General features: G+C 61.0%; 10 protein-coding genes. 7 read left to right on the top strand and 3 right to left on the bottom strand.

Annotation, left to right across the window (positions count from 1 at the left end):
- Positions 1–322: 322 nt before the first annotated feature.
- Complete coding sequence (locus ACFRFQ_RS30390; RefSeq protein WP_378665294.1) at positions 323–1,090, bottom strand: DeoR/GlpR family DNA-binding transcription regulator; 768 nt, start codon at positions 1,088–1,090, stop codon at positions 323–325.
- A 23-nt stretch (positions 1,091–1,113) separates the two neighbouring features.
- Positions 1,114–3,366: a 4-hydroxythreonine-4-phosphate dehydrogenase PdxA gene (gene pdxA / locus ACFRFQ_RS30385; RefSeq protein ID WP_378665293.1), complete on the bottom strand. Its 2,253-nt coding sequence runs from the start codon at positions 3,364–3,366 to the stop codon at positions 1,114–1,116.
- 211 nt (positions 3,367–3,577) lie between these two features.
- Here pdxA and ACFRFQ_RS30380 point away from each other — a divergent pair, with 211 nt between their 5' ends.
- Genes ACFRFQ_RS30380 through ACFRFQ_RS30350 form a run of 7 tightly spaced genes read left to right on the top strand, consistent with a single transcriptional unit; the run spans position 3,578 to position 10,574 of the window.
- Positions 3,578–5,155, top strand: a complete 1,578-nt coding sequence (locus ACFRFQ_RS30380; RefSeq protein WP_378665292.1) for an ABC transporter substrate-binding protein — start codon at positions 3,578–3,580, stop codon at positions 5,153–5,155.
- A 4-nt stretch (positions 5,156–5,159) separates the two neighbouring features.
- Complete coding sequence (locus ACFRFQ_RS30375) at positions 5,160–6,164, top strand: ABC transporter permease (RefSeq protein WP_378665291.1); 1,005 nt, start codon at positions 5,160–5,162, stop codon at positions 6,162–6,164.
- Positions 6,164–7,111, top strand: a complete 948-nt coding sequence (locus tag ACFRFQ_RS30370; RefSeq protein ID WP_378665290.1) for an ABC transporter permease — start codon at positions 6,164–6,166, stop codon at positions 7,109–7,111. Before ACFRFQ_RS30375 ends, ACFRFQ_RS30370 begins: the two co-directional genes overlap by 1 nt.
- Before the next feature lie 3 nt (positions 7,112–7,114).
- Complete coding sequence (locus tag ACFRFQ_RS30365) at positions 7,115–7,957, top strand: ABC transporter ATP-binding protein (RefSeq protein WP_378665289.1); 843 nt, start codon at positions 7,115–7,117, stop codon at positions 7,955–7,957.
- Positions 7,954–8,823: an ATP-binding cassette domain-containing protein gene (locus tag ACFRFQ_RS30360; protein ID WP_378665288.1), complete on the top strand. Its 870-nt coding sequence runs from the start codon at positions 7,954–7,956 to the stop codon at positions 8,821–8,823. The genes ACFRFQ_RS30365 and ACFRFQ_RS30360 overlap by 4 nt, the downstream gene beginning before the upstream one ends.
- Positions 8,820–9,779: an aldo/keto reductase gene (locus ACFRFQ_RS30355; RefSeq protein WP_378665287.1), complete on the top strand. Its 960-nt coding sequence runs from the start codon at positions 8,820–8,822 to the stop codon at positions 9,777–9,779. The genes ACFRFQ_RS30360 and ACFRFQ_RS30355 overlap by 4 nt, the downstream gene beginning before the upstream one ends.
- Before the next feature lie 33 nt (positions 9,780–9,812).
- Positions 9,813–10,574: an HpcH/HpaI aldolase/citrate lyase family protein gene (locus ACFRFQ_RS30350; RefSeq protein ID WP_378665286.1), complete on the top strand. Its 762-nt coding sequence runs from the start codon at positions 9,813–9,815 to the stop codon at positions 10,572–10,574.
- A 66-nt stretch (positions 10,575–10,640) separates the two neighbouring features.
- Here the strand turns inward: ACFRFQ_RS30350 and ACFRFQ_RS30345 are convergent, their stop codons facing one another.
- A complete protein-coding gene (locus ACFRFQ_RS30345; protein WP_378665285.1) occupies positions 10,641–12,065 on the bottom strand; it encodes an aldehyde dehydrogenase family protein in 1,425 nt (474 codons plus the stop codon).
- Between the last annotated feature and the right edge of the window lie 263 nt (positions 12,066–12,328).

The following is a 12,328-nucleotide window of genomic DNA, read 5'->3' as shown; positions in this document are numbered from 1 at the left end:
CAGCCTATCCCATCGAAGTCACCGGCGCAAACCGGAACATCTTGAAGAAGAACTGGAGGTGAAGCACAACCATACATGATGGAAACTACTTCGAATTTTGGCCAGGCACTTCGTACAACCTCGTGTCACTCGCTGTGAAGCGGGAGTCGGTGTCCGTGTCGCTCTGACTTGGAATAAGTTACGCGACTGTCGAAGCCTTTAACAAATCGCCAGGTCAGGGCAAATCCTTTTACTATTTCCGCAGCTAGAGCCCATCACATCCCTAGCAATTCGGCGGAATTACGCAAATGTGACGCCGGACACCGAAAATTGACGGTCTGACTTACGCAATCTCGACACGTATGCCGGCGCCCTCGAACAACGCAACCTGCTGGGCGTCTACTGCGGAATCGGTAACCAGCACCGCCCCCGGGGGAATCGGAGCCCATGCATGGAATGGACGTTCCCCGAGCTTGGCGGAGTGCGCAAGTATGTAGACCTCGCCGGCGCGCTCGATCATCATTTCCTTCAGCCGCGTCTGGTCGAGTTCCGCTTCGCAGATCCCCAGGTCAGCAGTCACAGCGTCGGCGCCGAGAAAGGCCTTGTCGAACGAGACTCTCTGCAGTGACGCCTCAGCGAGTGGCCCGACAAATCCCTGGCTGAGCTGCCGCAATGTCCCGCCGAGGCATTCGACTCGGACACCGTCAGCATCAGCCAGTGCTTCGAGCGCCGTTAAGCCGGCAGCAATAACCGTCAAATTCGTCACGTGACGTAAGAACTCGCCCATCGCGCCCACTGTCGTACCGGCATCCAGGAGCACGGTCTCTCCAGGCCGGACCTGCGCTGCAGCCCACTCGGCAATTCCACGCTTTGCGTCGAACCCCTCCATCGCGCGTTGACGCAAGGACGATTCCGGATGAGGGTTGAGAGCAATCGCGCCGCCGTACGTCCGGGCAATAACTCCCTGCGCAGTCAACTGACTCAGGTCGCGACGGATCGTGGACGCGGTCACCCCGAATTGAGCAGACAAATCCTCGACACTGGCCAGACCGCTGGTGCGCGCGAGCCTCGCGATCTCCGACCGCCTCGCCTCCGACTCTCGGATGGCCATCGCTCCCCCTTCGAACTCCGTGCCTACTTGGAAACGAATGTGCTGGTTGCCAATTCGGCTGCCTGACGCAGCGCCTCGACCATACTACCGGCCTCGGCTATGCCCTTACCTGCGATATCGAAGGCGGTTCCATGGTCTACCGATGTACGAATGACAGGCAAACCGACGGTGATGTTGACACCCGCTTCGATTCCGAGAACCTTGACCGGACCATGCCCCTGATCGTGGTACATCGCGACGATCAAGTCGTAGTCGCCGCGGCCGGCCAAGAAGAACGCAGTGTCAGCAGGCAACGGACCGTGCACGTCCATGCCCTCTGCTTGAAGTAGTTCGACAGCCGGAATGATCTTCTGTTCTTCCTCCCCGTAGCCGAAGAGTCCGTTCTCTCCCGCGTGCGGATTGATGCCACACACTCCGATCTTCGGTGCCGGATTACCCGTGCGCACCAAAGCTTCGTGACCTCGACGAATAGTCCGCTCGACCAGTCCGGGTTCGATCCGAGCGACTGCGTCGAGGAGTCCGATGTGTGTAGTCACGTGGATGACCTTCAGCTTGGGCGTCGACAGCATCATCGACACTTCCTCGGTGCCAGTCAGATGCGCGAGCAGTTCCGTATGCCCCGGAAAGATATGACCTGCCGCGTGGAGTGCCTCCTTGTTCAGGGGCGCCGTGCAGATCGACTGAACTTCGCCGCGAACAGCGAGTTCACTTGCCACACGGATGTACTGGTACGCGGCATCACCTGCGACGGCAGACAATTCACCCCACGCTAGATCCTCCGGCAGCAGATCAAGGTCGATGACGTTGATTCGTCCGGCCGTGAATTCGGCATCCTTGATCTCGTCGATTGCCACCACGTCGACATCGAGGCCGAGTACTTCGGCAGCCAGACGTAGGCGTTTCGCGTCGCCGACAACAACCGGGCGGCAACGCTTTCTTGTTTCGTCGTCGAGTAATGCAGGAACAATCACTTCGGGCCCGACGCCGGCGCCGTCCCCCATCGTGACAGCGATCAGCGGCAGTGGTGCGGATTCGATTGGCATTGCGTTGACCTCGTTGTCTGAAGGATTTACCGAACGTGGACTGTGCGGAGCGACGACCGATGCGGGGCGTGAGAGAAACTCCGTGATGGAAAGAAGACTGCGTACATCGCCGAAACTGCCCGGCCGAGTGACTACGTAGCGACCCGTCAGGTCACTGGAAAGCACTGCACCGTATTCGATTTCGCACACCGGCGACAGATGCTCGACGCCCAGCCGATCGAGAACGCTGCGCGCGGTCTCACCGCCGGTGAGGACTAGATCAAGTGGGTATTCGCGACCTACGCGACTCGCATCTACCACCGCGATCAATTCAGCCAGAGCAGACACCAAGCGGGCGGCCTCTGTCGGTACGACTGGTCCGCCAACCGAAACGACTACATTTCCGCTGTCGAGTGCTTCCAGAATCGTAGACGGCTCAGCTGAATTCGATAAGAGGTCGGCACTGTTCACGAGCACGTGCCGTACGCCCGAATCCCGAAGCAAGGCCACCTGCTCAGCCGCGGAGACGTCCGCCGTTCCCACCACCGTCAAACTGCTTCGCGAAGCACGAAGTTGCACAGGAGCACCCGGCGATTGCGCTGCACGGCTTCGAGCGACAGCCGCAGTCAGCGCAGCAGTTCCCACAAGCCGGGACCGCGGAACATCTTGCGCTGCAGCCACAATCACGTCGAGATCGGCATCCGTTTCTACGTCGCAGACGGCTACCGATCCGGAATCTGCGATCGCCTCGAGAACTGTCGACAGCTTTCCGGACCGTACGACGACCAGCGATACGTCAGTGGTGGACACTGAATCGCCGAGCACTTCGGCGATCGAACGTGGAGGTTGCATCGCCTCCGCGCGCCACAACGAGGTTGTATGCAACGGAACACCGTCGATCAGTGGGACGCCGTCTCGAACCGTGCGTCCCAACGCAGGGAGCCCAGCAGCAACAATGACCGGCGAGCCGTCGCGTGTTAGTTCTGCAACCTCGGCAGCTATGTTGCCCCGGAGCAGAGAGTCGATCTTCTTCACGACGGTGGAGCCCGAAGCCGAATGGAGAACAGCGCCGACGTCGCGAGCAGCCTGCGCGGGATCGGAACGCCGCGAGTGCAGATCAAAGACGGTCGCATCGCTTCCGTCCTGCACGCCGGGGCGGAGCCGCAGCGATACAGCGCCACCGCGGGACAGAAATCCGGCGGCCGATTCCGCGGCCCCGGACAGGTCATCAGCGATTACTACCAGCGGTTTCATCAATTACCTCGACCCCCTTTCGGTCTGAATCGAGTATGCACAGTCTCGCAATTGATGCGCGAAGTACGCAAATGAAGTTACGGGACTTGCGCGAAGTGCGCAACAGTGCCATTGTGAGCTGAGTTACAAGCGAGAGTCCGACACGATTGTGCGCAAACAATCCACTCGGAGCGTCGCCCCCACGCTGCCCGTCAGGATCGAAAGGTCACCGATGACCAATTCTCGTTTGCGAACACCACAGCTCTCCCGGCGCTCCTTCTTGCAGTTCACGGGGCTGATCGGTGGCGCAACGCTTCTGGGTTCGACAGCTGCATGCGCCGGCCCCACCGGCAAGCCGACCCAAGACACGCTCGTACTCGGACTCAACCGTTCACTCGTCAGCCTCGACAACAAACTCAACCAATTCGACGCCGCAGTCACGGCCCAGCGAGGTGTCCGGCAGGGACTCACCCGAATCGGCGACAACCTCACCCCGCAACTGGTTCTTGCCGATCAGTTCGAGTCGACCGGCCCCACCGAGTGGACAGTTCGCCTCCGCGAAGGAATCCGCTACTCCGACGGCACCCCCGTCGTCATCGACGACGTCACGACAGCCATGGAGATGTACCAGCAGGTCAGCGGATCGTTTGTCGCCCCTCAATTCCCGGAGTGGCCCACCGTGGTGCCGATCGACGACCGCACGTTCATTCTCCGAACAAAATCCCCGGTGCCGGTGCTGGACTCACTCATGTCGAATATCTTGATCACGCCTGCAGCCGCCAACGAACCGAATGAACTGCAGAGCGGAGTCGGTTCCGGCCCGTTCGTCGTCAGCGAATCGAACCGTGGCACCGGTGATTACACGCTGGTCGCGAACGACAACTACTGGGGCCCAGCCCCCGGTGTTCGTCGAGTTCAGGTTCGCTTCATCCCCGAAGAAGCCGGCAGAGTGGTTGCGTTGCGGAGCGGCGAGGTCGACGTCATCGACTCGATCAGCCCCGACTCCGCCGAACAACTGGCGGACCTCCCCGGCGTTCAGGTTGACACCGTGCCGAGCACTCGAATCAACCAGCTGTTCTTCAACTTCCGCAAGCCCGCCGACCATCCACTCTCCAATCCGCGTGTCCGCGAGGCACTGACTTACGCCATCGATGGCGAGTCGCTCGCTCGAGACGTGCTGATCGGATCTGCGGTCCCGGCTACCGGTCCAGCACCTTCGACCTTGGATGGAGCCGTGAAAACCGGCACTTACCAATACGATCCACGGAAAGCCCGGCAAATGCTCGAAGCCGAGGGTGCCGACGATCTGGAGCTCACCTTCATCTGGGAAACCGGAGAGTTCACCAACGACGTATCGGTGATGGAATCGGTGCTCGAAATGATGAAAGCGGTGGGCGTGCGCGTCAAACTGCAACAGTTCGAGCCTGGCGGTGACATCTCGTCCTGGCGCCAGGGCAAGACCGGAGACTGGGATGTCCTTGGCAACGGCTACGGCAACCAGACCGGACTTGCACTGACCACACTGCAGGGCATGTATGCGGGTACCGCCGAGAAGGAAGCAACTCGCGACACCTATCACGGATACGTCTTTCCCGAGATCACCGCGAAGATCCAAGCCGCATCGAGCGAACCGGATCCAGCCAGGCGTGCCGCGCTTCTCGACGCCGCGCAGCAGGACATCTGGAACACATGGCCCTGCCTGTGGAGTTTTGTCCCCAACGCGCTGCTCGCGAAACGCACACGCGTTCAGAATGTTTCACTGACCCCGATCAACTCCTACGATCTCGGCGTCGTCCGATTGGAGGCCTGAGGCGATGACTCTCACCGCTCCGAAACCGCACACTACGCTCGGGACCTCCCCGCGTCGACGTGTCGCGATGAACCCGACACTCAAATACGTGCTCAAACGCTTGGCACAGAGCGCATTGACGATCTTCCTCACGCTTACAACAGTGTTCGTCCTGATCCGGATGGCTCCGGGAGATCCCGCCTACGCTTTGGCCGGCCCGCTGGCCAGTACGGAAGATCTCGCGAAGATCCGGGCTGACATGGGCTTGGACAAGTCGGTGTTCTCCCAGTACCTGATCTACCTGTGGGATCTCGTCCACCTGAATCTCGGCACGTCGTACTCGTTCCAGGCGCCGGCCATGGATGTCGTCCTCGGCAGACTTCCGTACACCATCACCCTGGCCGTCAGTTCCATTCTGCTGACCGCCGTGCTCTCGATTCCGTTGGGCGTGTGGATGGCCCGTCATGCGGACACACGACGCGAACTCGGTGCGAACGTCGTTGCAGTCGGCGGACAGTCCATGCCGGAGTTCTGGAGCGGCCTCATGCTGGTCACGATCTTCGCGGTCTTGATCCCGGTACTCCCTGCCGCCGGATTCACCACGTGGCCGTCGCTGATCCTGCCTACCGTCACTATCGCGATCCTCCAGATCGCGCTGATCTCCCGGATGGTTCGACGCGAAATGGTCTCGGCCTTCGCCTCCCCGTACATCACGGTCGCTCGTTCACGCGGTGTATCGGAACGCGAACTCACGTGGCGATATGCGATGCGTAATTCGGCAATTCCCATCGTCACCGCGCTGGGCACCAGATTTGCCGGCATGCTCAACGGCGTCGTAGTCGTCGAGGTCGTATTCGCGTGGCCCGGTGTCGGCTCGCTGGTAGTGCGTGCGCTCGAGACTCGCGACTACCCCTTGATCCAGGCGACCGTACTCGTCACCGCTGTCTTGGCGGTACTCGTACAACTCGCAGTGGACCTCCTCTATCCCCTCCTGGACCCACGGGTACGCCTCGGAAAGGGCGCCAACTGATGACCACAGTCTTGGAACCTCCCACAGCACCGCGACCCAGCGCAGTCACCGAGGCTGATTTCGCTCGCGCCGGAGCCACGCGCCGTAAGCGAGACAGCCGCGTCAAGATCTGGGCCGGCTCGATCTGCGCGCTCGTCGTGATCCTTCCCGTCGCGCTCGCCGGCCTTCTGCCGCTGGCAGATCCGAATCAAACCAACCTGAGCCAGCGGCGGTTACCTCCGCTCAGTGACGGCCACCTGTTCGGCACCGACCAACTCGGACGCGACCTACTCTCGCGCATCCTGCACGGGGGTCAGGTGTCTCTGACGATCGGCATCCTTGCCGTCGTCGTGTCCGGCATCATCGGCGTCGTGGCAGGTTCTGCCGCAGGCTACTTCGGCCGGTGGGTCGACACTGTCATCTCTCGCCTCCTCGAAGCACAGCTGTCCCTGCCGCTGTTGATGATGCTTCTTCTCGTTGTCGCGCTGTTCGGCCCGTCTATCCCCGTCATCACGTTTGTCATCGCGATCGCGCAGTGGCCCGAAGTCGCCCGACTGACCCGGTCCTTGGTGCTCGTCGAACGCGAAAAGCCCTATGTCGCAGCAGCCAGAGTTCTAGGGCTGACCCGCATGGCCATCCTCGTGCGCCACGTAATTCCGAACATCGTCAAGCAAGCATCGCTCGTCGTCCTGCTGCTACTCGCACAGGCCGTCCTGCTGGAAAGCTCGTTGAGCTACCTCGGCGCGGGACCGCAACGTCCGTTCGCAACGTGGGGCCGAATCATCGCCGACGGACAGGACTACATCACCACTTCATGGTGGATCGTGACGCTGACGGGCCTGATGATCGTGCTGCTGGTGGTCGGGGTAAACCTGCTCGGCGACGGCCTGCGTGATCGTCCGGCAGGATCGAAACGACTGGGCGCAAGCCTGTTCAGGCGTGGCGGCGTTCAGAAAGCGAAGGCGTGAGACATGGGAAATCTTCTTCGGGTCGACGATCTCCAGATCGAACTCGTGACCGCAAATGGCGTCATCCGAGCCGTCGACGGGGTGTCATTCTGCATCGACGCCGGTGAAACCGTCACCATCATCGGCGAATCCGGCTCGGGTAAGTCGACGACAGCCATGGGAATACTCGGGCTGCTTCCGGACGATCTTGCCGTCCTTTCCGGGAAAGTCGCATTCAAAGGCCAGGACATCCTCGGAAACACGAAGATCCTGAACGACATTCGTGGACGACACATCGCCCTCATTCCCCAAGACCCGATGACGGCTCTGAGCCCCGTCCATACCATCGGCAGCCAGCTTCGAGAAGCGGTGCGCCACAGCGGCGTGACCACGAAGAAACAACAAATCGAGCGCGCTGTGGAACTTCTCGAACAGGTACGCATCCCGTATCCGGATCAGCAACTCGACAAGTATCCGCACCAACTGTCGGGGGGAATGTTGCAGCGCGTCCTGATCGCCGGCGCACTTGCCGCCGGCCCCGAGCTGATTGTTGCCGACGAGCCCACCAGTGCATTGGACGTCACTGTTCAGGCCGGAATTCTGGATCTACTGCTCGAGTTGCAGGAGCGCACCGGAATCGGAATGCTGGTCATCACCCACGACCTCGGAGTTGCCCGACTCGTATCCGACCGCATCTACGTGATGAAGGACGGACGCTTTGTCGAGACCGGCAGTGCCGACGTCCTCGTCGACACACCGCAAAGCGCCTACACACAGAAGCTTCTCGACGCCATACCCCACCTGGGACCGTGGGACGGCGACCCCGCCACCGGTACGCGTTCACCACAGATCGGAGCCTCGGCATGAGCACGCACAACACTCCGTTGCTTGCCGTCGAAGACCTCGTTGTCGAGTATCCCGTTCCCGACGGAGTTTTCCGAGCCGTCGATACGGTGAGCTTCGCGGTGGAGAAGGGTAAGACCCTCGCCATCGTCGGCGAATCCGGCTGCGGCAAGTCCACGATCGCTCGATCGATCGTCCGACTCCTCACACCGACCAGCGGACGCATTCTCGTCGACGGCACCGACATCGCGCAGATGTCGGAGAAATCGCTGCGTCCCTTCCGCTCTCGCGTCCAGATGGTCTTTCAGGATCCGTACGGATCTCTGGACCCTCACCTCACCGCCGAGGACATCATCGGAGAACCACTGCGACTCAAGGGAGTCCGCAGCAAGGCGGAACGCGCCAGAGCGGCAGCCGAACTCGTCGACCGCGTGGGACTACCCAGCTCGGCTTTGCATAGGCGTCCGGCGGAGTTCTCCGGTGGTCAACGTCAACGTATCGGCATTGCCCGTGCGCTTGCCAGCGGGCCCGAAATACTGGTCTGCGACGAAGCAACCAGCGCTCTCGACGTTTCGGTGCAAGCACAGGTTCTCGAACTTCTGCGTGAAATCCAAGCCGATACCGGCCTGACGTACGTCTTCATCTCACACAACTTGGGCGTTGTCCGAGAAATCAGCGAGACTGTCGTCGTGATGTCGAAGGGCACCATCGTCGAAAGCGGTTCCACAGAAGCAGTTCTCGCCAGCCCGCGCGAGCCGTACACCCGCGCACTACGAGGCGCTGCCCTCGATCCCACCACCATGGTCGGGATCAAACCACGTCACGTGGTGGCGGCCCTGTCCAGAAACTTGCTAGCCAAGCAGACCGCATCACAAGGAGTTACCAGATGACCGCACCACTCGAGCTTCCGAAGCTGGTGCTCGGCACCATGACATTCGGGGACACCGTCGACGCAGCGGGAGCCGGCTCGATGCTCGACGCAGCACTTGACGCCGGTATCTCGCACATCGACACAGCCAACGGATACGCGGGCGGTGAGTCCGAGCGCATTCTGGCGAAACTCCTACATGGACGACGCGATTCCATCACTCTGGCCACCAAAGCCGGAATGCCGCACCCCGATGCCGCTGACAACAGCCCACTCTCGGCAAAGGGGCTCCGCGCAAGCATCGAAGGAAGCCTGCGCAGGCTCGACACCGACTACGTCGACCTGTTCTATCTCCATCAACCCGATCGAACCGTTTCGCTGACCGAAACCCTCACTACCGTCGCCGAACTGGTTGCCGAAGGAAAGATTCGCGCTCTCGGTGTATCCAACTTCGCAGCCTGGCAAATCAGCGAAATCAACTACACCGCTGACACAGTCGGCGCTCCGCGACCGATCGTCGCACAACAGCTCTACAACTTGCTCGCGCGTCGAATCGAAGAAGAATACGCAGAATTCGCGGACGTAACCGGACTGACCACCATGGTCTACAACCCACTCGGCGGTGGGCTACTGACCGGGCGTCATACTTTCGAGGAAAACCCCGCCGACGGCCGATTCGGCGACTCCCGCCTCGCGTCGATGTACAAGGAGCGGTACTGGAACACACAGATCTTCGACGCCATCGCGCAGCTGTCGACTATCGCCGAACAAGCCGGAATCACTATGACCGAGCTTGCTCTTCGCTGGCTCGTCAGCAAGCCTGCAACCGGGCCGATCCTCCTGGGAGGATCAAAGGTCACGCATCTGGAATCCAACATCGCGGCACTTCGCCGAGGCGCCCTCGGCAATGCGATCGTCGAAGAATGCGACCAGGTCGGAGCCACATTGCGCGGCCCCATGCCCAACTACAACCGCTGACATCACCCGCCCTTACCAAGAAGGATCCCCGCAATGTCTGCACAGGAATTCGCCGCACGTATCCGCGGACGCGAACGCATCCTCGGATACTGGTCCGTCATCGACAGCCCCATCTCAACCGAATGGATTGCACACGTCGGCTGGGACTACATCGCGCTCGACATGCAGCATGGTCTGATCGGTTACTCCGGAATGGTCGCCGGGCTCACCGCCATCGACTCGTCACCCGCCACCGTCGGCATGGTGCGAGTCGAAGCCAACAATCCAACTCCCATCGGGCGAGCACTCGACGCCGGCGCAGTGGGCGTCATAGTTCCACTGATCAACAACGCCGAAGAAGCCGCGGCTGCAGTCGCTGCCGCCAAGTACCCGCCATTCGGCGTTCGCTCCTACGGGCCGATGCGCTCGCAACTCCGGGTCGGCCCTATTCCCGCCGACGCGAACCGCGACACCGTCGTCTTCGCAATGATCGAGACACCGCAGGGCCTCGCCAACGTGGAGGAGATCTGTGCAGTACCCGGATTGGACGGCGTCTATGTCGGCCCGTCCGATCTACGAATTGCTGTCGGCGGCAAGCACTCCAACGATCCGGACGTGTCCGAGGAATTCGAAGCCGCGCTCACTCGGGTTCGCGAAGCAGCTGCCGCGGCAGGCGTTGCCGCCGGTATCCATACGCCAGCCGGCCAGGTAGCGGCGCAGCGTCTCGGCGAGGGCTACACCTTCGCGACCGTTGCCTCCGACCTCACCCACCTGGCAAACGCCTCGGCTCAACACTTGGAAGCCGCCAAATCCTGATCCTGACACAGAAATGGCGATGCACCCGCACGGAGAGGTACGGGTGCATCGCCATTTTCAACTTAACTAACGCTGAATTGCCTTGATCTCGAGGAACTCTTCAAGCCCGAACGTACCCGCTTCACGTCCGATGCCTGACTGCTTGTAACCACCGAACGGGGCATTCGTGTTGAATGCGCCGCCGTTCACCTCGACCTGGCCCGCCCGCAACTGTCGTGCGACGCGATCCGCTCGATCGGGATCACCCGACCAGACACCGCCTGCCAGCCCGTATTCGGTGCCATTGGCGATCCGAACCGCGTCGGCTTCGTCCTTGTACCCCATGATCGACAGGACTGGCCCGAAAATCTCCTCGCGAGCAATCGTCATATCCTCGGTGACGTTGGAGAACACCGTCGGTCCGACAAAATATCCACTGGCCAAACCTGTTTCACGCCCGTCGACAACAGCTGTGGCGCCCTCGGCCACACCCTTCTCGATGTATCCGCGAACGCGTCCGAGCTGATTCGCGTTCACCAACGGCCCCAGCACCGAGGTAGGTTGCGCCGGATCTCCAACGGGGAAATGCGCAGCGACCGCGGCCGCAATTGCAGCCGCCTCGTCTACCTTCTCTGCCGGAACCAACATGCGCGTCAGCGCTGAACATGTCTGCCCTGAATTCAGGAAGCACTTTGCGACGCCATCCGTGACGGCCTTTTCGAGGTCCGCGTCGTCCAGAATCACGTTCGCGGACTTCCCACCCAATTCGAGTGAGACCCTCTTGATGGTGTCTGCTGCCACGATGGCAACACGTTTACCCGCACGCGTCGACCCGGTGAAGGAAACCATGTCCACCTCCGGGTGGCCCGCAATTGCCTCACCGACAACCGGCCCATATCCGCTCACGAGGTTGAATACACCTGCGGGCAAACCGATTTCATCAAAAATGTCAGCAAGCGCGTACGTGATCAGAGGTGCAACCTCCGTTGGCTTGAGAACAACGGTGCAACCGGCCGCCAAAGCGCCGCCCACCTTCAGGACCACCTGATGCAAGGGAAAGTTCCAGGGCGTGATCGCGCCGACAACGCCGGCCGGCTCACGGACGATCAACGAGTTGCCAACCTCATGAGCGTCGAAATCGTAGGTTCGTGCAAGTTCCGCGAACGCGTTCAGATTCGCGAGCGGCATACCGATCTGCACGGGCTTCGCAAAACCCAGCGGCATACCCATGTCCTGAGACACCAGCGCAGCAAGTTCGTCGATACGTTCGGCGATCAGCGACGCAGCTTTGGACAGATACTCGGCGCGCGCGGCACCGGTCAATGCCGACCACTCGGGAAAAGCCTTGCGTGCCGCAACAGCTGCGACGTCGACGTCGTCTGCGGTTCCTTCTGCGACCTGAGCGATTACTTCCTCAGTCGCGGGATTCAGCACATCGATACGGCCGCTACCTGCCGATTCGATCCAGGATCCGTCGACATAAATTTTGGTGCGGTCGAGAATATCGGTCATCGAAGCCTCCATAGTCATCACGCATGCATAGGTGAGGGCCCGCGCTCTCGCGCCGGGAACCTCCTCCGAGCCTAACCACGCGTGGCACGTTCCGTGGCAGGTTCAATGCCTGCGCGGACTGCGACTGGTGAGCTTGGTGCCGACTTACCGGCATTGGGGGGTGAAACGACGAAAAAGCCCCCCAACAATGTTGGGGGGCTTTCTCAAGTTGTGTTCGGCGGTGTCCTACTCTCCCACACCCTGTCGAGTGCAGTACCATCGGC

Source organism: Rhodococcus sp. NPDC056743, assembly GCF_042790355.1.
Lineage (GTDB): Bacteria > Actinomycetota > Actinomycetes > Mycobacteriales > Mycobacteriaceae > Rhodococcus_F.
Note: the sequence above shows the minus strand (reverse complement) of the source record. Positions and strands in the feature narration are given on the sequence as shown.

Excerpts from the sequence above, each read along its gene's own strand:
- ACFRFQ_RS30390 (WP_378665294.1), bottom strand. The coding sequence starts at position 1,090 with ATGGCCATCCGAGAGTCGGAGGCGAGGCGGTCGGAGATCGCGAGGCTC.
- pdxA (WP_378665293.1), bottom strand. The coding sequence starts at position 3,366 with ATGAAACCGCTGGTAGTAATCGCTGATGACCTGTCCGGGGCCGCGGAA.
- ACFRFQ_RS30380 (WP_378665292.1), top strand. The coding sequence starts at position 3,578 with ATGACCAATTCTCGTTTGCGAACACCACAGCTCTCCCGGCGCTCCTTC.
- ACFRFQ_RS30375 (WP_378665291.1), top strand. The coding sequence starts at position 5,160 with ATGACTCTCACCGCTCCGAAACCGCACACTACGCTCGGGACCTCCCCG.
- ACFRFQ_RS30370 (WP_378665290.1), top strand. The coding sequence starts at position 6,164 with ATGACCACAGTCTTGGAACCTCCCACAGCACCGCGACCCAGCGCAGTC.
- ACFRFQ_RS30365 (WP_378665289.1), top strand. The coding sequence starts at position 7,115 with ATGGGAAATCTTCTTCGGGTCGACGATCTCCAGATCGAACTCGTGACC.
- ACFRFQ_RS30360 (WP_378665288.1), top strand. The coding sequence starts at position 7,954 with ATGAGCACGCACAACACTCCGTTGCTTGCCGTCGAAGACCTCGTTGTC.
- ACFRFQ_RS30355 (WP_378665287.1), top strand. The coding sequence starts at position 8,820 with ATGACCGCACCACTCGAGCTTCCGAAGCTGGTGCTCGGCACCATGACA.
- ACFRFQ_RS30350 (WP_378665286.1), top strand. The coding sequence starts at position 9,813 with ATGTCTGCACAGGAATTCGCCGCACGTATCCGCGGACGCGAACGCATC.
- ACFRFQ_RS30345 (WP_378665285.1), bottom strand. The coding sequence starts at position 12,065 with ATGACCGATATTCTCGACCGCACCAAAATTTATGTCGACGGATCCTGG.